The organism is Bifidobacterium thermophilum (assembly GCF_002846655.1).
Classification (GTDB): domain Bacteria; phylum Actinomycetota; class Actinomycetes; order Actinomycetales; family Bifidobacteriaceae; genus Bifidobacterium; species Bifidobacterium thermophilum.
In genome coordinates this window covers 13077-38131 of sequence record NZ_PCGX01000002.1, presented here as the reverse complement: position 1 = coordinate 38131, position 25055 = coordinate 13077, and the positions used below count along the sequence as shown (strand labels likewise).

The window sequence follows — 25055 nt, the reverse complement described above, 5'->3', positions numbered from 1 at the left end:
CTATGGTTTTCAAGGGACAGACCGGACTGGACGCATCCGTCGCCCCCACCCGCCGATCCCACCCGGCACAACGTCTTCGACTCGCCTTGATACACTGGGTTAAGCGGAAGGCACATCGTTGTATTCCGCATCGCTGTATTTCCATGCTGCTGCGTTTCGTCGGCTCCCGTATCCGCACAGCCGCATGTGACGCGAGATATAGACCATCGACGGCAGGACATGATATGAACACCAAACATTCGCTCACCGCACTGACCGTGTTCGAAGCCGCGCAACCCTACCTGTTCTGGCTGCTGGTAATGTTCCCCGAAATGAACTTGGACGAGGACGGCAGATTCCTCGACGCGATTCCGTGGGTTTCAATCTGTTGGGTTGTCGCGACCGTCATCGTGGGCGGGGTATACGTGTGGCTCAGCCGCGGCGGGGAATTCCGTACGCTTGCTCGGAATGCGATGATCATCAAACTGGTGCATATCCCCTACTATCTGCTGGTGTTCGCCTTGGCCGTGGTATCGATTGTGCTCTCGCTGAAGATACCGTTCATCACGCTGACCGTGTGGGCATTCTGCTTCGTCGCCGATGCGACGCTGATTGTGACGAGCGGACTGTATGAACTTGCAGCGGTGATTGCCGGGGTGCGGTGCAAACGTATGACAGGCGGGCAAGGCGTGGTGTTCGCGATTGCCGGTTTCCTGTTCTGCGTGGATGTGGTCATCGCGGTGGTGACGTATGTGAAATCGCGCGAAGTGGTGATGGTTGGGGCGAGGCCTGGCAACGGGGTTGGCGTGGCGCCCGGCGTCGGCGCCGATGCGATGCCAAGCGGTTGGGCCGGCGCGAGGCCTGGAAGCTCACCGAGCGAACCGGTCGGGCGCTGGTACTGAAGACATCTGCGGACGGCCGCGTCACCCGCCGCCCATCCCCCTGCCCCACAGCTGAAATCCACAAGAAGTGAGAAACTAGACACTATGGCAAGTAGTTCGAGGATGACGTCGTATCAGCGGCGCGAGCAGCTCATTGCAATCGGGCGGGCATTGTTCGCGTCCAAGGGGTTCGAAGCGGTGAGCGTCGAGGAAATCGCCGCGAGCGCTAAAGTCAGCAAGCCCATCGTCTACGAGCATTTCGGCGGCAAGGAAGGCCTGTACGCCGTGGTCGTCGACCGCGAAATGCGCGCACTGACCGACGCGCTCATCGGTTCGCTCAGCGACACGGACGCCCATCCCCGGCAAATCGTGGAACGCGCTGCCCTCGCACTCCTCACCTACATCGAGGAGAATCCGGAAGGCTTCCAAGTCTTGGTGCGGGATTCCCCGAGCACTGATCCGACCGGTTCGTTCAGCTCGCTGCTCGGCGATGTGAGCTCAAAAGTCGAGCAGATCCTCGTCGAATGGTTCAAACGCCAGCATCTTCCCGTCAAAAGCGCGCCATACTACGCGCAAATGCTCGTCGGCATGACCGTGTTCACCGGCCAGTATTGGGCCGACCGACCCAAGCTCGGCAAGGAACAGCTCGCCGCGCTCATCGTCAACCTCGCCTGGCACGGCCTGTCCCGCCTCGAAGCCAAGCCGGAACTGCGCTATGAGGGCACGAAGGCCAAGCGTGCGCGCGAAGCGGCCGAGAAAGCCGAGCAGAAGGCAGAACAGAAGGCGAAGCGCGCGAACGGGAACAGCGAGCAGCCCGAGAACGGGGACGATTCAGCCGATGACGCCGACAAAAGCATGGCTGCGAATAGCGCCGCCACTGGGCATGACACGTCCGGCGACGGAAACAATGACACCGACAACAATGACCCCGGCGAGGATAAGCCAGCGCGGTGAGGTCGAATTCGGCATGTCCGCCACCAACACGCACAGCGGCAATGCTGCCGACCCTACTGTTCCCGACACTGCCGAATCAACCACGACAGACACCGCAACCCCGCAACCCCCGCGAATCCCAAGTCCCCGGAAGACGCGGCATAATCCCGGACTTGCCGTGGTCTGAACCGACGGTAACGCTTCTGTGAAATCATCATGCAGAATATGGTGATTTCACAGCAAATGGGGTGATCCCGCCTACACGCAGTTCCATCTCGTGGTAGCCTTGCACGGGACATACAGAAGGTGGAGCAATGACCAATTTCACGGACACCACGCCGCAGCCGCAGCCGGATCTTCAACGAGGAACGATTCCGTCGGCAGACGTCGATGACGGCGAGCAGCCTGCGGGACGCGCGCAAGGGAAAACATTGACCTTCGTAGTGCCCGCATACAACATGGAACAGTACCTCGAACGCTGCGTCGCATCGCTGCTCGACACGCCCGATACCGGCGATATCGAGGTGCTCATCGTCGACGACGGGTCATCCGACACGACTCCAGAGCTCGCCGACCGGCTCCAGGCAGCGCATCCGGGCGTGGTCAGGGCGATCCACCAGCCGAACAAGGGGCACGGTGGCGCGGTCAATACCGGCATTCGCGAAGCCGCCGGCATGTACGTCAAGGTTGTGGACGCTGACGACTGGGTCGGCAAGGCTTCACTCGGCCAAGTCATGGAAACCCTGCGCGCGCAACGCCTCGAACGGGAGCCCATCGACCTGCTGGTCACCGATTACGTCTATGACAAAGTTGGCAAACGCAACAAGCATGTCGTGCATTTCAGCAACGTCATGGATGCGAACCGTAGGCTCGGCTGGGACGATTTGCGGCATTTCGGCATCGCGCAATACATGATCATGCATGCGCTGACCTTCCGCACCTCGGTCGTGCGCAAATCCGGCATGATTCTGCCCGAGCACACGTTCTACGTCGATTTCATCTACTCGTATCAGCCGTTCCCGTGGGTGCGCAGGCTCATGTACTTGGATACGCCGTTCTACCACTACTTCATCGGCCGCGAAGGCCAATCCGTGCAAACGGATGTGATGATCAGGCGTGTGCGGCAGCTGCAGCTCGTCAACCATCTCATGCTCGAGGCGACACCCGAACGCGGCACTGTGCCGGACGGACTGTACCGGTATATGATCCACTTCCTGTCGATCAACAGCGTAGTGACCAGCGTCTTCCTGATTTTGTCGCGCGACCGCGAGAATTATCGCCAGAAGGATCAGCTGTGGCATGAGATTGATGCCGCTTCACCGCAAATCGGCCATGATGTGCGGCATAAGCTCGTTTCGCGCGCGATCAACCTGCACGGGCGGACCGGGCGCTTCGTTATCCGGCACGGATACAGCATCGCCGAGCACGTGGTCGGTTTCAACTGATTCGCTCCGTTCGTTCCGTTCTCTCCGGATTCAGCCGGATTCAGTCGAACTCGTGAGTGTCGGCGCAACCTTCTGCCGACGCTCGCGACCTTCTCAGCGTCGGCAGAAACAGAACGAAAACCTTCTGCCGACACCCACAGGCAACTCAGCGTCGGCAGAAGGTGGAGCGGTCAGCGGTCGGACATGGCGAAGGCGTTACGCATCAGGTTGCTGGACGTGTACAGCACCTTGCTGAGCAGCTCCTGGGTTTGCGAGCGCAAGTAATCCGCCATTTGCTGGTTCGCCTGCTCGAGGGCGTCGCACGCAGTACGGCAATCGGCGGATTCTCCGGAAGCAGCATCGTCGGTCGCTCCGACGGGGGTATCCACGCGCACCCCGCTATGCTTGATGCCTTCGACATCCTCGATATCGGCGCAGCTCACGGCATGTCCGGCCCCGGCGCCTGCACCAGCGCTCGCACCGGCACTCGTCGCACCCCGCAGCGCGGCATCAACGCGAGCGATATGCGCATGCCCGCGCGACATGACATTCTCACGATAATGCTCAATCGCATTGCTGTTCGACACATAATGCGGATCGGCGAGCGCCGCGATAATCCGGCTCGTCCAATAGAACGAATCCGTCGAAACCTCCGCGCCCGTGTCACGCAGATAAGCGGGCGTATCACGCACATTCGTATAGAACGGCGTGAGCGTAGTGAACGGACCCGAACCATACTGCAGCCACATCACCGACCGGTTCGCTTCCGGCTCATACGGGCGGATTTGCAGCAATCCCATCTGCCCAGTGCGGTTGATACCAATCGGACGATAGCGGCGCCGCGTCTCATCCGTGCCCCGCGAACCGTACGGGTCATACGGCGTGTCCTCGAAATGCGACGCCATCAAAAACGCGACATCCTCAACCGTCACACGGTTCTCCGGCCGGCGGCACCACGGAATGTCATCGGATATCGGCGTATAGCGGGCGGCTGGCGAATCCCAATCCTCACTCGGGTTCAAGTAGCGTTCCATATACCAAGCACGAGGCGTGTTATAAATATGATCCTTCGTCGTACGCGTGCCGAATAGCGTGCGCGGATTGAACGTACCGGCACGCCAAACGCCACTGCCGCCACTGCCCATTCCACGGTCAAGATGATTATCACGGATGAACTCCACCAAATCGGCGCTGCACATATGATTACGGGCATCGCCGAACGCATCCTCTATATCGAAATCGTCAAGCCCCAACTGGTTGGGAATCGCGGCATAGCAATCATCCGGCACACGCTTGGCAATCCAATGGTGTCCGCCGATAGTCTCCACATACCACACGTCGTCCACATCCGAAATGGCGATGCCGTTCGCCTCATACGTGCCGAACCGTTCCAGCAGCTCCCCCAGCCGGCGGACGCCCTCGCGCGCGGAACGCACATACGGCAGCACGAGCGTAATGAAATCCTCCTCGCCGATACCACCAGGGACTTCCGGCCGATAATCGTCATCGCCTGGCTCGCCTTGCGCCGCCTGCAATTCGACCATCGGATCAGCGCCGAGCACCCGCTCGTTCACCGCAATCGTCTCAGTCGCACTCATCGCGATATTGCGCTCGCTGATGCCACATTCCGCGAGGATGCCACGGCCGGGCAGCGCGTTGGGGACGATGCTGTAGCGGCACGGATCGTCTGGCAGCTCGATGCTCACGTGGCTCAGCTCGCTGCGGTAGTGCCGCGGCTGGTCGGCCGGGTTCACGGCGATGAAGCGTTTCGGATCGTAACGGCCGGAACCGGAATCGTCGTTGCGGGCGATCATGGTGGAGCCGTCGATAGTCGCGGATTTTCCGACAAGAAGCGTAGTACAAGACATGATTCCACTGTAGAACGGCATCGGGATGGGCTGGATCGGCGTCGCAGGGACAGGGACAGGGACAGGATGAGAAAAAACGCCGTCCGCGAAAGAATCAACACCCGCGCGGGGACGGGGGCGGGAACGCCGTTCGCGTTGATAGCGGGCGATAGGGGATTGATATAGCCGCACCGCTACCCACATCCCGCGTACCCTCTAAGGTGGGATGAGGCAATCCGCCGTGAGGATCCTCGTGAAAGGAGCATCGATGATCACTATCCGTGACGTGCACAAACGCTACAGCGAACATGACGTGCTCAACGGCATCGATCTTGATATTCCGCACGCGGCGACGGTCACCGTCATCGGCCCGTCCGGATCCGGCAAATCCACGCTGCTTCGCGTGATTGACGTGCTCGAACATGCCGATAAGGGGACCATCGATTTCGGCGACGGTCCTGTTGATTTGGCGACCCGCGACAAGACGACGATTCGCGACATCCGTTCACGAATCGGTTTCGTCTTCCAGAATTACAATCTCTTCGCCAATAAGACCGCGCTGCAAAACGTGACCGAACCGTTGATCTACGCGCAAGGCAAATCACGCAAGGAAGCCGAAACCATCGGGCGCGAACAGCTCGACCGGGTCGGGCTCACCGATTTCGCCGACCGCTACCCCAGCACCCTGTCCGGAGGCCAGCAGCAGCGCGTGGGCATCGCCCGTGCCATTGCCGCGAAACCGGAGCTCTTACTCCTTGACGAGCCGACTTCCGCGCTTGACCCGGAGATGGTCGGGGGCGTGCTTGAAGTCATTCGGCAACTCGCCTCGGACGGCATGACCATGCTGATGGTCACCCACGAGATGCGGTTCGCCCGGGAGGCTTCCGACCACGTCGTGTTCTTTGAGCACGGCACTATTGTGGAACAGGGCTCGGCAAGCGATATCTTCGATCATCCGTCACAGCCGAGAACCGCGGAATTCCTGCAATCCTTCGCATCCTGACACACTGACGCCCCTCGCAGTCCGTCCAGCCGGCCACTGACCCGCCGGGCTCGCGCAACACGCACCGCACCGTCCGCTACCCGGTCACCGCGCCGGCACCCATACCGGAGATGCACCCGGACCGGCATGACATCACATAGGCCATCACCCGACATCAACCACACATCAACATATAAAACACATAAGGAGAGAAACCATGACCGCACACACTACACATACACGCCACGCCTTGCGGCTCGCCGCGGCAGCGCTCGCAGCAATCGTCACCATCGCGCCGCTGGGCGCTTGCGGCTCCTCCAGCTCGTCCACGAGCGCGCTGCAGGAAGTCAAGAACAAAGGCACGTTGGTCTTCGGCACCGAAGGCACGTACGCGCCCTACAGCTACCATGATTCGAAAACCAACAAGCTCACCGGCTACGACGTGGAGGTCGCCACGGCCGTCGCCAAAGACCTCGGCGTGAAAGCCGAATTCTCCGAAGCGAACTTCGACTCGCTGCTCGCCAGCGTGGATTCCAAGAAAACCGACAGCGTGGCCAACGAAATCACCGTCACCACCGAGCGCAAAGCAAAATACGATTTCACTGAGCCATACGCCTACTCCTACGGCGTGGTTGTCACCCGCAAGAACGACAACTCCATCAAATCCTTCGACGATATCAAAGGCAAGAAAGACGCCGGGCAGAACGGCAGCAACTGGGCGAAAGTCGCCCAGGACAAAGGCGCGACCCTCGTCCAGGTCAACGATTTCTCGCAGGCCGTGGAAACCCTGACCTCCGGGCGGGCCGACGTGATTGTCAACGACGGGCTCGCTGTGCTCGACTACCTCAAGCAGAAGCCGAACGCCGACATTAAAATCGCGGTGAAGAGCGAGAAGACCCCGGCCGCGCATTTCCCGCTGCGCAAAGGCAGCGACGACCTGACCCAGGCGATCAACAAGTCCATCGCCAAGCTGCGTAAAGACGGGACGCTCAAGAAGATCTCCAAGAAATACTTCGGTGAGGATATCTCCAGCAAGTAGCATTGCCGTACCGTAGCGCGGACGGCGCAGGACTGGATTCCGGCATAGATTACGAAAGGAGCCGCAATGGACGGCAGGGTATGGCAGATTGTCGTCGATTCGTTCGGCAAACTACTGATTCCGGGAATCACGGTGACGATTCCACTCACCCTGGTTTCCTTCGCCATCGGACTCGCGTTGGCGATTATCGTGGCGCTCACCCGCGTGGCGCGCACGCCTGTGCTCACGCAAATCGCGCAGTTCTACGTGTGGGTGTTCCGCGGTACGCCGCTGCTTGTGCAACTGTTCGTGATCTTCTTCGGTTTGCCGTCCATCGGTGTAACCATCCCGGCGATTCCCTCCGCTATCATTGCGTTCTCGCTCAATGTGGGCGCGTACGCGTCCGAAACCCTGCGTGGAGCGATTGAAGCGGTGCCGCGCGGGCAGTTCGAGGCCGGGTATGCGACGAATATGTCGTATGTGACCATCATGCGGCGCATTGTGTTGCCGCAAGCGTTCCGGTCGGCGTTCCCCGCCCTGTTCAACACGTTTATTTCGCTGGTTAAGGACACGTCGCTTGCGGCGAATATCACCGTGGTCGAGATGTTCATGACCGCGCAGCGTATCACCGCCGTGTATTACGAGCCGCTCGCGTTGTACCTTGAGGTCGGGGTGATCTATCTGTTGTTCTGCACGGTGCTCACCTGGGTGCAGCATTGGTGCGAGCGGCGGTTGGCGGCGCACAGCTGATTGCGGGGTCGCTGGACAATGTGAGGCGGTCGGGCCGGGCTGATGCGGCTGGGCGGGACGGCCTTGCTTGCCGGGCTGGCTTTTTGCCTGCGGGACTGGCGAGGCCAGTTGGACTGGCACAGTCGGCGGAACTGTCCGTTTTGCGCCGACTGCGAACCTTGGAATCAAACAGCTGCAACCGACGCTGATATGCCATAGCATAGGCAACCAATGTGCGGGGCAAACGGACGGGAGCCTCGGCAATCATAGCAACGAAAGAAGGAAGTATGAGCGATATCAACGTGTATGGCGCAAGCTGGTGCGGCGACTGCAAGCGGGCCAAAGAGGCACTGAACCGCTTCGGAGCGGCGTTTGACTGGCACGACATCGAGCAGGAGGACGGCGCTGCCGACAAGGCTGTGGAAATCAGCGGACAGAAGCACATCCCGGTCGTCCAGTATGCGGACGGATCGTTCCAGGTGGAGCCGTCGGCCAACGACATCAAGGCGAAGCTGCAGGAGCTGGGTGCGCTGCCTGTCGAAGCATAAGCTCGCCTCGAGCCGCTCTTTCCACAGTGATGACGCAGCTGCGGGAAGAGCGGCTTGTCACAAGCGTTGACCTGCCACAGCCCCGCCACTTGCACACTTCCATGACGATGACCGGCGTGGCGGTCGCGGCATGGTGTACAATACCGTGTGTTGCCCCTCTAGCTCAATTGGTTAGAGCAGCGTCCTTTTAAGTCGTGGGTTGTGGGTTCGAGTCCCACGGGGGGCACTTTTCTCTGAGTTCGCATGTGGTGTATATTCGCCGCACATCCAGCAAATTCCCCCGCAAGGATTGTCCCCAATCTGCCACGTATGGGACTGCTTCCCCAAACTGCGTTGATACAATAAATGATACAAAACGCGGCAAGGATGGCCGCATATCTGTATCAAGAGTGATGAGAACTCCCCCTTCCCTTCCGCCTGATGGCTGTTGGGCGATTTGTTTCGATTTTGCCGGGTTCCTGACTGATGACAGCGAATCTGCACAACACAAATAAGCATGACAAGAAGCGAGGCGAGTCTTGCGACGTGGGCCGCGGGGGACTACTGTGACAACCACGGTATGTTCGTAGCGGCAATCACCGAGGATTGCTGCGACAACCGAAGCGCGGAGTGGGGGTCGAAGATGGACGACAAGCACAGCAACAACCGCAACAGAGCAATTCGTACGGCTTTGGCGGCGGTAGTCGTCGCGGCAATGATTATCGCGGCGACGGTCGCGCTGACGGGTATCATCGGCGGACATGGCGAGCGCGGCGGGCAGAGCGCACTTGTCGCGAAAGAGCAGATTTCCTCGGAGGCAAGATCCTCAGTCTCGACAAGCCCATCTGCCTCAGCGAGTGGCGCGTCCGAAGGCAGCGCCGGCGGCAAACGCGCATCAGCCCCGGAGCTTCCGGCATCATATACGCGACAGATCGAGGAGTCTCTCGACGCCGGCAAGCTGGCAATCGAAAATGATGACGGCGAGTCCGCAGGCGCAGAGCTTGTCACGCAATTCGGCCCATCGCCCAGCTATTCCACCGGAACGTACGGATTGCGGCAGCCCAATGTCGCGCACAACGTGGAGAACTTCCAGATTGAGGCGGGCACGTATCAGCTGACGGTGTACTGCATCGGCACGGGAAATCTGACGGTTGATTACGAAATCGGTAGCACCGCGAAACGCGGCACCATACGGTGTGACGACAAGCAGGTACAGCGAACCACGTTGAGCATCGGCTCGGACGGCAATGACACCGCCCGCATCGTCACCATCACCCCGTCCTACGGTACCGCTTGCGTGTTCGCCTACCAGATTCTGCGCTTCCCTCGGTGACCGGCCGTATGGGTGGTGGCGTGCGGTGAATTTCGGGTAATTCCGCGAGAGTTCGGCTTATGCGTGGTGGATTTGTGCCACATGTAACGCTGATAGGACCGCCCGGACCGCCGCCCCGGCGTTTTGGGTGGCGAGGGTCATGTCCGATTGGTGACGGTTGAGGTCTTCGTAAGCCTCGCCGCAGCGGTTGCTCATCGCGCGCACGGCCAGGAAGGGGACGCGATTTTTGGCGCACACGTGAGCGACCGCCGCGCCCTCCATCTCCTCGCAGTCGCCATGCCAGACGCGGCGGGTGTGATCAAGCACCTCGGGATCGGTGTTGAACTGGTCGCTGGTTGCGATTGTGCCGAGCGTGTACCGGCGGTTGGGATCGTTGTCAGTGGCGGCAACAGCAGCGGCGGTACCGTCCATTTCAGCCAATGACGGCACGCGACGATACCCCTGCTCGTCCAGCACCCGGCAGGCGAGCGCGGAAAGATGATCATCGGACGCATAGGTGTGCAGGAAGGGGTCGCATTCGGCGATGATGTCGTTGTTGGTTTCCAAATACACCAGTGAACGGCCGATTACGATGTCGCCGATCTCCAACAGCGGATTGAGACTGCCCGCAATACCGCTGAATATCAAGGTTTCCGGATGATATTCGCAGATGAGCATCTGGGCGGCGGCGCCAGCGGCGACCTTCCCCATACCGCCCACGCATACGACGACCGGCACATCGCCGAGTTGACCGGTGACCAGATCCGTGCCATACCGCCGGCTCCGTTCGGCGCCTTGCAAGGCCTCGACAATGGGTTCAGCTTCCAGCGGCAGCGCACACAGCACCGCAACGCGATGATGAGTCTCCATACCTTCGATCGTCGGACACGGTTGCGACATTCGGCGGGGTTGTTGATGCGTCCGACGAGATCGCGCCGAATCCAGCCACTGGGCGACACAGCAGTCACACCGCTGACAGTTAGCCACCAAACAGAACCGGATTCCTGCTATATCTCCACGCTGTGCGACTCGTCAGTCACACAGTGGAGTGATTGTCCTATGGCACGACTGGAATCCGCAGGTATCCGTCAGCTGTGCGGTCAAACGGTCGCATAACAGGGTGGTATCTCATCGAACATCACGCCCTCACCATCACGCTCGCCAGCCCGCCGCAATCGATACGCCAGTCGTGAAACCCGCATCATACCGCGGACAATCACTTGGCTCGTGACCCCCGGCAAGTACGATGGAGGCATGAGCAACACACCAATCTGGACCAACCCGCTGCGCGACCCGCGCGACCTGCGTCTTCCGCGCATCGCCGGCCCATGCAGCCTGGTGATTTTCGGCGTGACCGGTGATCTGGCTCAGAAGAAGCTCCTGCCAGCCGTATACGACTTGGCAAACCGCGGCCTGCTGCCGCCAAGCTTCGGACTGACCGGCTTCGCCCGACGCGACTGGACCAACGAGCATTTCATCGAATTCGTCAAAACAGCAGTCAAAGCCCGTTGCCGCACCCCGTTCAAGGAATCCACGTGGGAGAACCTCGCCAAGGGCATCCGCTTCGTACAAGGCACTTTCGACGATCCCGCCGCATTCGAACGGCTGAGCAACACCGTGCAGGAGCTTGACCGCGACCGCGGCACGCAAGGCAACCACGCCTTCTACATGTCGGTACCGCCGCGCGCATTCCCGCTCGTATCCAAGCAACTCGCCGCATCCGGCCTGTCGCGCTCCAGCGAAGGCGCATGGCGGCGCGTCATCATCGAGAAGCCGTTCGGCCACGATCTGCAGAGCGCCAAGGAACTGGACCGCGTGGTTTCCGAAGTCTTCGACCCGAGCTCGGTGTTCCGCATCGACCATTATCTCGGCAAGGAAACCGTACAGAACATTCTCGCGCTGCGCTTCGCGAATGAAATGTACGAGCCGATCTGGAACTCCAATTACGTGGATCACGTGCAGATCACGATGGCCGAGGATATCGGCATCGGCGGCCGCGCCGGCTACTATGACGGCATCGGCGCCGCACGCGACATCATCCAGAACCATCTGCTGCAGCTTATGGCGCTCACCGCGATGGAGGAGCCGGTCAGCTTCTCCGCGCAGGATCTGACAGCCGAGAAGACCAAGGTGCTCTCCGCCGTCCGCCTGCCCAAGGATCTGCGTGCCAATACGGCTCGCGGCCAGTACGCCCGCGGCTGGCAGGGTTCGCACGAGGTGGTCGGCTATCTGGACGAGAAAGGCATCGACAAGTCAAGCACCACCGAAACGTATGCTGCGATTCGCCTCGACGTGGACACCCGCCGCTGGGCCGGCGTCCCGTTCTACCTGCGCACCGGCAAGCGTCTGGGCAAGCGCGTCACCGAAATCGCCGTCGTGTTCAAGCGCGCCCCGCACCTGCCGTTCGAGCAGACCGCGGTCCGCGAGCTGGGCAGCAATGCGGTCGTGATCCGCGTGCAGCCGGATGAGGGCGTGACCATGCGGTTCGGCGCGAAAGTCCCCGGCGGCTCCGCGATGGAAGTGCGTGACGTGTCCATGGACTTCAGCTATGGCCGTTCCTTCACTGAAAGCTCCCCGGAAGCCTACGAGCGCCTGATTCTTGACGTGCTGCTCGGCGATCCGCCGCTGTTCCCGACCACCGAGGAAGTGGATTTGAGCTGGAAGATCCTTGACCCGATTGAACAGTTCTGGTCGACGCTCGGCCAGCCGCAGCCGTATCGTGCCGGCACGTGGGGCCCGACGGAAGCCGATGAGATGCTGGCCCGTGACGGCCGCCATTGGAGGATGCCATGATTATCGACCTGCCTAATACTCGAACCCGCGAAATCTCCGCGAAAATCGACGAACTGCATGAGGAGCGCGGCGAATCGGCGACCGGGCGCGTACTCACGCTGCTGATTCGTACCGACGACGCCGAGCTTGAGAACTCGCTGGAAGTCGCGAATGCGGCGAGCCGTGAGCATCCCTGCCGTGTGATCGCGATTGTGCCGAACACGCATGCCTCCATCGTTTCCGGAGAGGGCGAAGCGACCTCCGAGAGCGAAAACGCGGCCGACGAATCCAATCTCGACGCGCAAGTACGATTCGGCGCGGACGCCGGCGCCGGCGAAGTCATCGTGCTTCGCCCGCGCAACGGCTTGGTCAATCACCTCGACACGCTCGTCATCCCGCTGCTCGTGCCGGACGCGCCGGTTGTGGCCTGGTGGCCGACAAACCCGCCGTCCAACCCGTCAAAGGATCTGCTTGGCGCCATGGCGTCCAGCCGCATCACCGACGCGATGCGTTCCAGCAATCCGGAAGCCACCATCGAACGGCTCCGCCGCAACTGGTCCGCCCAGGATGTGGACCTGTCGTGGACACGCCTGACCGTGTGGCGCGCCATGCTCGCCTCCATGGTCGACCAGCCGCCGCACATCCCGATTGTGCACGCCCGCGTCACCGCGCCGAGCGATTTCCTGCCAGCGGATCTGCTGCGCGCTTGGCTGCGGCTCAAGCTCAACGTGCCGGTTGATTTCGATGCCGACGAGAACGCGGAGGCAGTCACGGGTGTGTATCTGACCCGCGAGGACGGCGGCGTGCTGTCGCTGGAACGCCCGCACGAGGACCAGTCGATTATCAGCGTTCCCGGGCAGACCCCGCAGCCGATCAGCGTGCCGGTGCGTACGCTCGAAGACTGCCTGACCGAGGAGCTGCGCCGAATGGACCCCGATGAGGTTTACGCGGACGTCATCAACAAGGGCTGGGATTTGATCTGGCACTGAGCCAGGCAGATTTCTGCCGCGTAAGGCATGCTGGCTCAGGAACGCCCGGTCGTATAGCACTGATGAGCAAGTGTTGTATGACCGGGCGTTCTTGGTATGTAGCGGCATAATCAATCCGCTCTCCCATCGCCAATCAGCGGGCGAAGGCCTCGCGGATTACGGATTCGGCGGGTTTGTTGTAGAACTCGTAGTAGCGGTCGGAGGCTGCAGCGTCGGCGCTGTACAGGACCGGCGGCCAGCTCCACAGCACGCAGCCGCGGACCCAGTCACGCGAGGCCATCGCGTCGAACAGGCTGCGATACCAGTCTGCCTGCGCTTGCAGATCGACCGGTCCTTCGAGCGTCCAGCTGTTGGGGATGCTGCGATCCGGCGGTCCCACGAAGACAGTCACGCAGACAGTCACCCGCCCGGTTACCGCGCTGCGACTATGCTGGCAAGAAGATCGAAAAACATGCCCGCCGAACGCAACCGTTGGTTTGAGGCACGCGGAATCAGGAGGAATTATGGCTCAACGCACACTCGTGGTATATCCGACCAAAGACGCGGTCGCCCAAGCCGGTGCGCAACGGCTGCTGCTCGCCATCGCCGACCTGCTCGGCGAACGACTCGCCGGCAGTAAGACCCGCACCCGCGTGGATGTAGCGCTCACCGGCGGTTCGGACACCATCAAAGCGTTGGAATACATGGCATCCAACCCGTTGACCGACACCATCGACTGGGCGCGCGTGCACCTGTGGTGGGCGGACGAACGATTCATCGCCGCCGATGATGACGACCGCAACGCGTTGCAGGCCCGCCGCATGCTGCTCGACCGGCTGGTCGCCGAAGGGCGGCTCCCCGAGTCCAATATCCACGAGATGGCTGCGGATACCCGGAATGCTGCGGATATCGCGGCGGCAGACGACACGACGACCGATGCGCTGCTCGATGAGGCGGCGCGCGCGTACGAGCGCGAACTGGTCCGCAAGCTGGGTGTCGTGCCGGTGATGGATATCGCCGTGATGGGTATGGGTCCGGATGGCCATTACGCATCGCTGTTCCCGGGGCATGCCGAGGTGTCCGTCACCGATCGACTGGTCGTCGGCGTGAATCACTCCCCCAAGATGCCGCCGCTGCGTCTGAGCATGACCGCACCGCTGCTCGCGCAAACACGACGCATGTGGTTCCTGACCGCCGGCGCCGGAAAAGCCGACGCGCTGGCCCACGTATTCGCCACGCGCAATGATCCCGCCTGGCCGTCATCCTTCGCAGACGCCACCGACGAACTCGTCTGGTTCACCACGCCCGACGCGGCTGCGCAACTGTAAGGCTCTAGATGCGGACTCAACAGGCCTGCAGCCAGGCTGCCCCCGAGCACGAGAACAGGTTGTGGAATATTCCAGGCTATCTGCCATGGTTCACCGCAGACAGCGCGACGGCCATCGGCGTGGCCCTGCGGTATCTGGCGGTCTCTCTGATCGGATACAAGCTCACCGGATCGACCACAGCAGCGGGTTGGTTGGGCTCGCTGGCCGCGATCGCACAGCAGGTGACCGCCGTGTTCGGCGGGACATTCGCCGACCGCCACGACCGCAAAACGCTCATTATCGTGAACGCAACTATGGGTGTCATCTGCTGGGGGTCAGTCGCCGTGCTGCTCATGGCCGGCAAGCTGGTCTTCCCCGTGTTGCTCGCTATCGCGGTGTTCGAGTCCGCGGTCAACGGGTTCCTTGGCCCCGCCTCGGATGCGATGCTCAAATCCATCGTCGATATTCGCTCATATCCGAAAGCGCGCAGTCTCAACGAAGGTCGCGACGCGACCATCAACATGGCCGGCAGCCCAGTCGGCGGCCTGCTGTACGGCATCGCCCCGTGGTTGCCGTTCCTGTCGGCTGCGGTCATGTACCTGCTGGCAGGCGTGGCTGCGACACGTATCCGAGTCGGCGGAAATCCACGGAACGGCAGCGATAGCGGCAACGGCGATAGCGACGATGACGGTGGGAAAGCGGGCGGCGCGTCATTTTTCCGTGATTTCGCCGAAGGATGGTCGTGGTCGCTGCACCGCAGGATGCTGGTGTTGACGATGGTGTCGTCCGCGCTGGCGAATTTCGGGGTCAATGGCTTCCAGTATGCGATTCAGCTGCATCTGATGCGCACCGATATGAACGCGACGCTCATCGGATTCGTGAATACGGGCGTATTCCTCGCGATGTTGGCTGGAGCGTTCATCGCCGGACGGATCAGTGATACCGCACCGGTCGGGCCGGTAACATGCTGCGGATTCGTGTTCATCTGCATCGCTTCGCTGCCAATGCTGCTGACCGACAACTACTGGGTGCTGCTTATCGCCAACGCCGTGATGTGCCTGCCGTTCCCGATCATCAACGCGCTGCAACTCGGGTTCATTTTCGGTAAGACGCCCGACACGATGCAGGGGCGTATCACCGTGACGCTCACCGTGCCAGCTCAAGCACTGTCCGCGTTCTGCTCAGCGACGGCCGGAAGTCTGCTGCCCGCTCTCGGATTCAGCGGGACGATGCTGGTGTTCTGGGCGGTGATGCTCGTCAGTATGCTGCTAATCGTCAGTTCGCGCAGCCTGCGCACCATTCCACGCGCCGACCAGTGGGATCGCACACCGCTGGAGTAGCCGCGGACGGCCACAAACCATGGGGACTATGCACCGCTGCGCGCTGCTCTCCGCACACGTCTTCCATTCCGCAAACTGGCTGCACCGACAGGACAATGAGCGCTGTCAGTTTGCGGCAGCCAGTTTGGGAAAATCTCAACATCTCGGTTCAGAAGGCGCAAATCACGAGTTTTTCAGATTTCAGTCTGGAAAACTCGGCGGAAAAGACAGATTCCTGAAGAAATTGAGGAATCGGGATGGCCGCCTGCGCGACCGATTCTATAAAAACCGCGGAATTCCAACGATTTCGAGACAGGCGCTTGAGACGGCATGGGCACGGAATCTGCAATAGTCCGTCGGATGGCGTTCAGACGCGAGATGTTTAGACTTTTCTCTAAACATCTCGCTGCGAGAGGGCGGAACCGAAAAATATTGGGATTATTGAGATTGGCTGCTGGACATCGAGCGCCCTGTACTGGAACGGGATGCGGCTGGACAAATTGCCAAGACCGATGCGGGAGTTCTGTTATGAATCGTCTCGAGGGCAGCAAACTCCCGGATGCGCACGGGAGTTTAGCGCGAAAGCATGAATCTGGCGGAGTTCTCCCAAAAACGGCTTCGGAGCCGATTTTTATGAATCGCGGAATTCCAACGTTCTTGTTGGGAAATCATGCATGAGAATGCCGGATTCTCGTAAACTCCCGCGTCCGGCACGGGAGTTTAGCGGCGAATTGCCTAAATCAGCATAAACTCCCGCAGAATCTGGGAGATTAGGGCACGACAAGGACTATCAGCATAAACTCCCGGGCCAGCCAACGTTCAGCAGGCAAAACGACATCAAGACAACACAGCCGCCGATATGCACGAGCCCCCAATTACACAAACTGGTTACGCTGAGAGAGTCGTCAGCGTAACCAGTTTGGAGGCATTGATTTGCAAGGGCCGATGCGGCTCGCCTCCGGCCCTGCAATTACTGACCGGCCTACGGCCGGGCTCAATATTTACTGCGGCGCGCACTATCGCGCGCCGCAGCCGAACCCTAGGCACGGCCCACCGGGCCGTGCCTACCGTCCTGAAATCACGCAGTGATTTCGGGACGGCCGGGTTCGGCCCACAACGTGTGGAAGGCGCCGGGCTGGTCGATACGGCCGTAGGTGTGCGCGCCGAAGTAGTCACGCTGGCCTTGAATCAGGGCGGCGGGCAGACGGTCGGAACGCAGGCCGTCGTAGTAGGACAGCGAGCTGGCGAACGCCGGGGTCGGCATGCCGTTGAGTGCAGCCTTAGCGACCACGCGACGCCATGAATCCTGCGCCTTGGCAATCGCATCCTTGAAGTACGGGGCGAACAGCAGCGAAATATCAGCCTCGCCAGATTCGAACGCCTCAGCCACACGGTTGAGGAACTGCGCGCGAATAATGCAGCCGCCACGCCAAATCCGAGCCACCGCAGCCAAATCAATATTCCAGCCGTACTCCTTGGCACCGGCCTGAATCTCATCGAAGCCCTGCGCGTAGGCGACGATCTTCGAGGCGTACAGCGCGTGGCGGATATCCTCGATGAACGCGGCACGTTCGGCCGGCGCGACATCAAGCTTCTGCTCAGGGCCGGCGAGATGCTGCTTCTGCGCTTCGGCGCGCTGTTCGGTCATGCCGGACAAGCCACGCGCGAACACCGCTTCGGCGATGCCCGTCACCGGAATCGCAAGCGACAGCGCGGTCTGCACAGTCCACGTGCCAGTGCCCTTCATGCCTGCGCGGTCAACAATCACATCCACCAGCGCCTTGCCGGTCTTCGCGTCAACCTGATGCAGCACCTCGGCGGTGATTTCAATCAGATACGAATTCAGCTCGGTCTTGTTCCACTCTTCAAACACGTCACCGATCTCGGCGGCATCCATGCCGAGCCCGCGGTGCATGAGATCGTAGCTTTCCGCAATGAGCTGCATGTCCGCGTATTCGATGCCGTTGTGGACCATCTTGACGAAGTGGCCGGCACCGTTCTCGCCGATATGCGTAACGCACGGTTCGCCTTCGGCGACAGCCGCGATGGACTTGAGGATCGGGCCGAGAGTCTTCCAGGATTCCTCGGTGCCGCCGGGCATGAGGGACGGGCCGTTGAGCGCGCCTTCCTCGCCGCCGGACACGCCGCAGCCGACGAAGTGAAGACCGCGAGCGCGAATCTCCTTCTCTCGGCGGATGGTGTCCTCGAAGTAGGAGTTACCGCCGTCGACGATGATGTCGCCCGGTTCCATGGCGTCGGCGAGTTCGTTGATCACCGCGTCGGTCGGGCCGCCCGCTTTGACCATGATGATCGCGGTGCGCGGACGCTTGAGCGAGGCGACGAATTCTTCGATGGTCTTCGACGGCACGAACTTGCCTTCGTTGCCATGCTCGTTGATGAGCTTTTCCGTACGCTCGTAATGCCGGTTATACACGGCTACGGTGTTCCCGTGATGCGCCAGGTTGCGGGCGAGGTTGGAGCCCATTGCCGCCAGTCCGACGACGCCGATATTTGCAGTAGCTTCTACGGCCATTACGTTACCTTTCCCAAGTCCGATGACAGGTTCGATGACACGTTCATACGCGTTCATTCGCAGGCGCGGCTGTTCGCCGCGTACATCAGCTGTCAGTCTATCGCGAGCCTTGGGCGGAGTGCCCACTGCGTTCCACGAATACGCCCTGAGCAGTACCGCGGATTGCCCTGACGGCAGCAAACACGAGATGCGTCCGCGATACCCGCACTCGTGCACACGGACATGTCAAGTCCGAACCACGGATTTGTCGGATACCTCACATTTCGATTGCCGGTCGGCATCGTCGCCGCCCAGAACGCGCACACCCCGGAATCGTTCTCCCGACTATGATGGACGGCTTCCGGAAATCACTAGATATAGTAGCGACACGCTCGACACGCCACTAGCGATGGTGGTTTTTTGTTCCTACCCAGTCGTGTAGCGTAACAGTTCCGACACCGCCACGACGGCTTCCGTCATGACGCTTTCGACCAAGGAGGACAGTTGACCATCACCGTGTTCACCAAACCGCAATGCCAGCAGTGCGAAGCGACCAAACGCCGCCTGCGCGACCGCGAGATCACCTTCGAAACCGTCGATTTGAGCGAGAACCCCGCGACGCTGAAGCAGCTGGTCCAGGCCGGATACCGCCAAGCGCCCGTCGTGATTACGCCGGATGCCGCGTGGTCGGGATACCGGCCGGACCTCATCGACCAGCTCGCCGGAGCGCTCGCGACCGCAGACACGGCAACAGACACGAATGCAAACGCAAACGCAGACACGCAATCCGCCCTAGCGATCGACGGGAACCGGGCATGACCGACACATCCGCATGCATGACGGACGACTTGGGTTCCAGTATCGCGACACCCGGCGCACCAAGCCCGAGTGCCCCGGAATCAAGCGCAACCGCTACCCACATCGGCGCGGTCGTGTACTTCTCCTCCGCGTCGGAAAACACCGCGAGATTCATCGCGAATTGCCACCTACCCGAGGCCGGACTCAACGTGTATCGCATCCCGCTGCGCCCGAAGAGCGCCCCGCTGGTTGTCAACGAACCGTTCGTGATCGTCGTGCCGACGTACGGCGGTGGCGACACTTCGAAAGCCCTGCCGCCGCAGGTTCGCCGTTTTCTCAATGACCGCGGCAACCGCCGACTGCTGCGCGGGGTCATCGCGTCCGGCAACACGAATTTCGGCGATGCGTTCTGCGCGGCGGGTGACGTGATCGCCGCGAAATGCCACGTGCCGTTCCTGTATTCCTTCGAACTGACCGGCACACCCGAGGACATGCGCAAGGTCCGTGAGGGGCTGCGCGGCTTCTTTCTGCGGCTCGCGGCGGCCGAAACCGACCGGTCCGACTGAAACCCTTGAAAGCTCCGCAACCAATCAACCATCCCCACCATCACTCATCTCCCCCACCTCATCCACAATCACCGCACCAACCAGAAAGGCCAACCATGACCGCAACCGCCACATCGCCCCAATTCACCATTCCGCAGGCGGCTCCCGACTATCACGCCCTCAACGCGATGCTCAACCTATACGATGACAACGGCCGCATTCGCTTCGATGCTGACCATCAGGCTGTCGACGCGTATATGCAAGACCAGGTCGAGCCGCGCACCATGCGGTTCGTCTCCACCCGCGAGCGCCTCGCCTACCTGCTGGATCAGGGATATTACGACCGTCGCGTCTTTGACCAGTATTCGGACGATTTTCTGGACAACTTCTACGACCATGTAGAACATCAGGGATTCACGTTCGAGACCTTCCTCGGCGCGTTCAAGTTCTACGCATCTTACGCGCTCAAGACGTTTGACGGCTCGCAGTATCTGGAGGATTTCCCACAGCGTTGTGCCGCCGTCGCTCTGGAGCTTGCGGACGGTGACGAGCAGCGTGCGATCGAGTACGCGGACGCCATCATTTCCGGCCGCTACCAGCCCGCCACGCCGACCTTCCTGAATCTTGGCAAAGCGCAGCGCGGCGAGGCGGTGAGCTGCTTCCTGCTGCGTATCGAAGACAATATGGAGTCGATTTCGCGCGGTATCAACGCGGCGTTGCAACTGTCCAAGCGCGGCGGCGGCGTAGCACTCCTGCTGACGAATCTGCGCGAGGCGGGCGCCCCGATCAAGCGCATCGAACACCAGTCAAGCGGCGTGGTCCCGGTCATGAAACTGCTCGAGGACTCGTTCAGCTACGCGAACCAGCTGGGGGCGCGCCAGGGGGCCGGCGCGGTGTATCTCAACGCGCATCACCCTGATATCATGCGCTTCCTCGACACCAAGCGCGAGAACGCAGATGAGAAGATCCGCATCAAATCGCTGGCCCTCGGCGTGGTGATTCCGGACATCACCTTCGAGCTGGCCAAACGCCGCGAACGCATGGCCCTGTTCAGTCCGTACGATGTAGAGCGTGTCTATGGTGTACCATTCGCCGATATTTCGGTCACGGAACACTATGACGAGATGCTGGCCGATGACCGCATCCGCAAGACGTATATCGATGCGCGCGAATTCTTCATGACGCTCGCCGAATTGCAATTCGAATCCGGCTACCCGTACATGCTGTTCGAGGACACCGTGAACCGCGCGAACCCGCTCAAAGGCCGCGTGACCATGAGCAACCTGTGCTCCGAGATCCTGCAGGTGCAGGAGCCGAGCACCTACCGCGAGGACCTTGGCTACGAGCATGTGGGCCGTGATATCTCCTGCAATCTGGGGTCACTCAATATCGCGAAGGCGATGGACGGGGGCCTTGTCGCGAGTGTCGAAACCGCCGTCCGCGCGCTCACCTCAGTCAGCGACCACACGCGACTGGACTGTGTGCCGTCCATCCGGCGCGGCAACGAGGAAAGCCACGCGATCGGCCTGGGGCAGATGAACCTACACGGGTTCCTCGGCCGCGAAGGCCTGCGGTACGGCAGTGATGAAGCGCTTGATTTCACGGATATGTATTTCATGACGGTCGCCTACCACGCATACCGCACCTCGCATGCGATCGCCGCCGAACGCGGTACCCGTTTCGCTGGGTTCGACGACAGCGCGTATGCCAAACCGGCCGGCGAAGGCAACTATTTCGACAAGTATGTCGACGGCACATACCACACCGAACCGCAGACCGACACCGTGCGCGACCTGTTCAATCGTTTCGGCGTGACCATCCCTTCAGCCGACGATTGGCGCGAGCTGCAAGCCCAAGTGCTACGCGACGGCATCTACAACGCCTACTTGCAGGCCGTGCCGCCGACCGGGTCGATTTCGTACATTAACCATTCCACGAGCTCAATCCACCCGATCGCCGCGCGCATCGAAATCCGCAAGGAAGGCAAGACCGGCCGCGTATATTACCCGGCGCCATACATGACCAACGAGAATCTCGGCATGTTCGAGGACGCGTACACAATCGGCTGGAAGGCGATTATTGACACCTACGCCGAAGCCACGAAGCACGTGGACCAGGGGCTGTCGCTCACGTTGTTCTTCCCCGACACCGCCACGACGCGTGATCTCAACAAGGCGCAGATTTACGCGTGGCGCAAGGGCATCAAGACGCTGTATTACATCCGCATCCGCCAGCAGGCGCTCGAAGGCACCGACGTCGAAGGCTGCGTCAGCTGCATGCTGTGAGCGGCGTCATTCCGCCAATCCTTGTCCCATGAACCAATGAACCATTGAACCGACCGAAGGAACATCATGACCACCACCCCCGCCGCACCCCGCACTGTCCGCATCGCCGATGACGCGATGATGGACGCGTCCATCACCCCGGCGCAATACCGATACCATCACGGTTCGCGCGTGCGCCCCATCAACTGGAACCGCATCATCGACGACAAGGATCTCGAAGTGTGGAACCGCCTCGTCGCCAACTTCTGGCTGCCCGAGAAAGTACCGCTATCGAACGACGTGCCCGACTGGCGAGCGCTCAGCGAGCGCGAGCGCACCACTACCGTGCGCGTGTTCACCGGTCTCACGCTGCTTGATACCACGCAGGCGACCATCGGCGAAATCTGCCAGATCGAACATGCGCGCACCGAGCACGAGCAGGCGGTGTACACGAATATCGCGTTCATGCAGTCCATTCACGCGCGTTCGTATTCGTCAATCTTCTCCACGCTGTGCTCCAGCGAGCAGATTGATGAGGCGTACCGTTGGGCCGTGGGCAACGACATCCTGCAGGAGCGCGTCGATACGGTGCTCGAACAGTATGAGAGCGACGACCCGCTCAAACGCAAGGTCGCCGCCACACTGCTCTCGTCGCTGTTGCTGTACGCGGGCTTCTACCTGCCGCTGTATTTCGCAGCCCGCGGCACCATGATGAACACCGCTGATATGATTCGTCTCATTCTTCGAGACAAGGCGATCCACGGGTATTATTCAGGCTACAAGTTCCAGCGCGGACTTGAGACCCGCAGCGCCGAAGACCAGCAGATGCTGCACGACTTCACGATGGACCTGCTCGACCGCCTCTACGATCTGGAAATCGAGTATTCCAAGGACGTGTACGCGGGCTTCGACTTCCTGCCCGATGTGCTTGCGTTCGTGCGATATAACGCGAACAAGGCACTCATGAACCTCGGCTATCCCACACGCTTCACCGCCGAGGAAACCCAGGTGAGCCCGGAAATCCTGGCCGCGCTGTCACCTTCGGCGAACGAAAACCACGATTTCTTCTCCGGTTCGGGCTCGTCCTACGTGATGGGCAAGGCCGAGGAAACCGACGACGACGATTGGGATTTCTAGGTCGGAATCCGAACGTCAGAACCCGCAGCCGCAGATCCGTCGAAGTCAGGCAATACGCCCGGACTTCGACGGATCAATCGTCATCGTCTGGAACCGATGCTGCATATACGCATCATCGAAATGCTGGGCGAAGAACTGCGTGACCGGAGCGTTCTGCGGCACGCCAGAAACACGGCTGTACCAGCAGTCCAGCGCCATCAGCGTCATCACGATGTCAACCAGCATCAGCACCGTGCACACCGCGGTCAATGAATACCTGATCTTCCACGGAATCCTGTTGATCAGACGCAACAGGTACGGCAGCACGAACTTGATCCACGCGAGCCCGAGCAAACCCCAGAACACCATGTACTTACCCGATGTGCGCCCGCCAATCGACAGCCATTGACCGGTGTAATCCCATGCGGTGATACCGAACGCCGCCTCCATGAACCAGCTGACGAAGAATTCAAACGCGCCGCCGATCACCGCGCTCGCGAAGAAGATCAGCACCGGATTCTTACGCCACAACCGGTTCAGGCACACCGTCAAAATCACCGCACCGCAACCATAAATCGGAGAGAACGGCCCCCAAAGCAGACCCGCGCGATCTTGATATTCGTGGACAAGCGCAAAATGGTAGATGGTCTCGATAATCAGCCCCACCACGCAACCGACGACAAACAGCCAGAAAATATTGAAATAGTCAAGGGAAATATAGCCTTTGCCACTCTGGTCGCGGCCGAGCATATTCTCTTGGACGGCCTTGTCATACGCCTCATGGTCGTCCATACGTTTGAGATGCCATTGCAGCTGGCGTTCCTGCAACAGCGCCGGGTCAAGCGTCACCGACAGGGCGACCAAGATAGTCATCTGGATGAACGGACCGAGCAGGTTTGTGCCGAAACCTTCCAATGCAAGCGACAACATGCCATGCGCCAGGGTGAGCGGCATCAGCGCATAAGCCCAGCGGGCGGCATGACGCCGGCGGCTGCGCAGCAATTGGATGCCGAACACCGCCATGCATGCGGCGTCGGCGATCAGCACCACCACTTCGACACAGGAGAGGATGAACGGCAGCGCAAGCGCATCGATGGTGACCTTGCCGTCAAGAATCTGGCGGATGCTGTAGGTGAGTTCGTAGATGATCAGCGGGATGGCGCACACGCCGAGCAGCATGACCAAGCCGCCGTAGAGACGGGTGATGAACGGGAGCGTGTGTTTGCCATCGTCAAGCAGGGAGGATGATTCCTCGTCGGCGCTCAATTGGTTGGCTGTCGCCTCGCGGGTCGCGTCGGAGATCGTGAGCGCGGCGATGGCGCCAGATACCGCGGACAGGGTTGCAGGGGCGGCGGTTGCAGAAGTGCCAGTCGAGCTGGGGGCGTTGCCAGCAACTGCCCCATCATCGCCCTTGCCGGCGGTATCACATACGTTTGCAGTGTTGTCGGAGCCGCTCACCAACAACGCCCCATCCGCACCCGCCATTTGAAGACCGGCGTTGTCAGTTCCTGCCATATGCTGCTCCTATCCAGCCAATCGTCCAACCGAAATCCGCAAGGGCCTGCGTCGCCACGATGCATCTGTTGCCAGCGTACCTAGTTGTTGTAACTGTTTCTAACGTAACATCATCCCGGCCCTTACTGTGCGACGCATGCGCGACCAGCCAGACAGACGCGAAATTCTCAATATCTTGCAAAATCGGCCGGCGAACAGAGATTTTCAGACTTAGTTCTCAACATTGCGCGAAATATTGCATCACCCCACAAACCGGTTTCGCTGACAATGCCCCCAGAGTAGACAGTTTGCGTCGGCGCGACAACCG

21 protein-coding genes and 1 tRNA gene are annotated in these 25055 nt (G+C 60.6%); 17 read left to right on the top strand and 5 right to left on the bottom strand.

Annotated features, from left to right (window positions below; genetic code table 11):
- Window positions 1–224: 224 nt before the first annotated feature.
- The 3 genes from CQR48_RS01215 to CQR48_RS01205 all read left to right on the top strand — a co-directional run bounded on the left by CQR48_RS01215 (window position 225) and on the right by CQR48_RS01205 (window position 3238).
- Window positions 225–881, top strand: a complete 657-nt coding sequence (locus tag CQR48_RS01215; protein WP_143252446.1) for a DUF6652 family protein — start codon at window positions 225–227, stop codon at window positions 879–881.
- A 102-nt stretch (window positions 882–983) separates the two neighbouring features.
- Window positions 984–1814 (top strand): TetR/AcrR family transcriptional regulator, encoded by an 831-nt coding sequence (locus CQR48_RS01210; protein WP_244898875.1) that lies wholly within the window; start codon window positions 984–986, stop codon window positions 1812–1814.
- 293 nt (window positions 1815–2107) lie between these two features.
- Window positions 2108–3238 (top strand): glycosyltransferase family 2 protein, encoded by a 1131-nt coding sequence (locus CQR48_RS01205; RefSeq protein ID WP_101451719.1) that lies wholly within the window; start codon window positions 2108–2110, stop codon window positions 3236–3238.
- 170 nt (window positions 3239–3408) lie between these two features.
- Here CQR48_RS01205 and CQR48_RS01200 read toward each other — a convergent pair whose 3' ends face one another.
- On the bottom strand, window positions 3409–5085 hold the full coding sequence (locus CQR48_RS01200) for a C69 family dipeptidase (RefSeq protein WP_101451718.1): 1677 nt from the start codon (window positions 5083–5085) through the stop codon (window positions 3409–3411).
- Between the two features lie 247 nt (window positions 5086–5332).
- Here CQR48_RS01200 and CQR48_RS01195 point away from each other — a divergent pair, with 247 nt between their 5' ends.
- From CQR48_RS01195 to CQR48_RS01170, 6 genes are all read left to right on the top strand, one after another.
- Window positions 5333–6067: an amino acid ABC transporter ATP-binding protein gene (locus CQR48_RS01195; protein WP_101451717.1), complete on the top strand. Its 735-nt coding sequence runs from the start codon at window positions 5333–5335 to the stop codon at window positions 6065–6067.
- A 196-nt stretch (window positions 6068–6263) separates the two neighbouring features.
- Window positions 6264–7085: a transporter substrate-binding domain-containing protein gene (locus CQR48_RS01190; protein WP_101451716.1), complete on the top strand. Its 822-nt coding sequence runs from the start codon at window positions 6264–6266 to the stop codon at window positions 7083–7085.
- Between the two features lie 66 nt (window positions 7086–7151).
- Window positions 7152–7814 (top strand): amino acid ABC transporter permease, encoded by a 663-nt coding sequence (locus tag CQR48_RS01185; RefSeq protein ID WP_033506597.1) that lies wholly within the window; start codon window positions 7152–7154, stop codon window positions 7812–7814.
- Between the two features lie 266 nt (window positions 7815–8080).
- Window positions 8081–8341, top strand: a complete 261-nt coding sequence (locus CQR48_RS01180; protein ID WP_101451715.1) for a mycoredoxin — start codon at window positions 8081–8083, stop codon at window positions 8339–8341.
- Between the two features lie 152 nt (window positions 8342–8493).
- Window positions 8494–8567, top strand: a tRNA-Lys gene (locus CQR48_RS01175).
- Between the two features lie 270 nt (window positions 8568–8837).
- The gene (locus tag CQR48_RS01170) at window positions 8838–9653 is read left to right on the top strand and encodes a hypothetical protein (RefSeq protein WP_143252445.1); all 816 of its coding nucleotides are present in this window, start codon (window positions 8838–8840) and stop codon (window positions 9651–9653) included.
- A gap of 57 nt (window positions 9654–9710) precedes the next feature.
- On the opposite strand, the gene CQR48_RS01165 is transcribed toward CQR48_RS01170, so the two are convergent.
- Window positions 9711–10502, bottom strand: a complete 792-nt coding sequence (locus CQR48_RS01165) for a 5'-methylthioadenosine/S-adenosylhomocysteine nucleosidase (protein ID WP_244898874.1) — start codon at window positions 10500–10502, stop codon at window positions 9711–9713.
- Window positions 10503–10886: 384 nt separating this feature from the next.
- Between CQR48_RS01165 and zwf the strand changes: the two genes are divergently transcribed.
- Window positions 10887–12425 carry a glucose-6-phosphate dehydrogenase gene (zwf, locus tag CQR48_RS01160; RefSeq protein WP_101451712.1) on the top strand — a complete coding sequence of 513 codons (1539 nt, stop codon included), beginning with the start codon at window positions 10887–10889 and terminating at the stop codon, window positions 12423–12425.
- On the top strand, window positions 12422–13393 hold the full coding sequence (locus tag CQR48_RS01155; RefSeq protein ID WP_101451711.1) for a glucose-6-phosphate dehydrogenase assembly protein OpcA: 972 nt from the start codon (window positions 12422–12424) through the stop codon (window positions 13391–13393). The genes zwf and CQR48_RS01155 overlap by 4 nt, the downstream gene beginning before the upstream one ends.
- A gap of 133 nt (window positions 13394–13526) precedes the next feature.
- Here the strand turns inward: CQR48_RS01155 and CQR48_RS01150 are convergent, their stop codons facing one another.
- Entirely contained in the window at window positions 13527–13784 is a 258-nt protein-coding gene (locus CQR48_RS01150) for a glycoside hydrolase family 113 (protein WP_143252444.1), read from the bottom strand.
- A 112-nt stretch (window positions 13785–13896) separates the two neighbouring features.
- Between CQR48_RS01150 and pgl the strand changes: the two genes are divergently transcribed.
- Together pgl and CQR48_RS01140 are read left to right on the top strand one after the other, a co-directional pair.
- Complete coding sequence (gene pgl / locus CQR48_RS01145; RefSeq protein WP_101451709.1) at window positions 13897–14700, top strand: 6-phosphogluconolactonase; 804 nt, start codon at window positions 13897–13899, stop codon at window positions 14698–14700.
- A gap of 8 nt (window positions 14701–14708) precedes the next feature.
- The gene (locus tag CQR48_RS01140; protein ID WP_101451708.1) at window positions 14709–16019 is read left to right on the top strand and encodes an MFS transporter; all 1311 of its coding nucleotides are present in this window, start codon (window positions 14709–14711) and stop codon (window positions 16017–16019) included.
- A 1057-nt stretch (window positions 16020–17076) separates the two neighbouring features.
- On the opposite strand, the gene gndA is transcribed toward CQR48_RS01140, so the two are convergent.
- On the bottom strand, window positions 17077–18531 hold the full coding sequence (gndA, locus tag CQR48_RS01135; protein WP_101451779.1) for an NADP-dependent phosphogluconate dehydrogenase: 1455 nt from the start codon (window positions 18529–18531) through the stop codon (window positions 17077–17079).
- Between the two features lie 483 nt (window positions 18532–19014).
- On the opposite strand from gndA, the gene CQR48_RS01130 reads away from it, so the two are divergent.
- From CQR48_RS01130 to nrdF, 4 genes are all read left to right on the top strand, one after another.
- Window positions 19015–19329 carry a glutaredoxin domain-containing protein gene (locus tag CQR48_RS01130; RefSeq protein ID WP_101451707.1) on the top strand — a complete coding sequence of 105 codons (315 nt, stop codon included), beginning with the start codon at window positions 19015–19017 and terminating at the stop codon, window positions 19327–19329.
- A gap of 17 nt (window positions 19330–19346) precedes the next feature.
- Window positions 19347–19874, top strand: coding sequence for a class Ib ribonucleoside-diphosphate reductase assembly flavoprotein NrdI (gene nrdI / locus CQR48_RS01125; RefSeq protein ID WP_180335088.1), 528 nt, complete (start codon window positions 19347–19349; stop codon window positions 19872–19874).
- 95 nt (window positions 19875–19969) lie between these two features.
- On the top strand, window positions 19970–22138 hold the full coding sequence (gene nrdE / locus CQR48_RS01120) for a class 1b ribonucleoside-diphosphate reductase subunit alpha (protein ID WP_101451705.1): 2169 nt from the start codon (window positions 19970–19972) through the stop codon (window positions 22136–22138).
- A 120-nt stretch (window positions 22139–22258) separates the two neighbouring features.
- Window positions 22259–23254, top strand: coding sequence for a class 1b ribonucleoside-diphosphate reductase subunit beta (gene nrdF, locus CQR48_RS01115; RefSeq protein ID WP_218971676.1), 996 nt, complete (start codon window positions 22259–22261; stop codon window positions 23252–23254).
- 45 nt (window positions 23255–23299) lie between these two features.
- Here the strand turns inward: nrdF and CQR48_RS01110 are convergent, their stop codons facing one another.
- Complete coding sequence (locus tag CQR48_RS01110; protein WP_101451703.1) at window positions 23300–24748, bottom strand: putative ABC transporter permease; 1449 nt, start codon at window positions 24746–24748, stop codon at window positions 23300–23302.
- Window positions 24749–25055 lie beyond the last annotated feature (307 nt).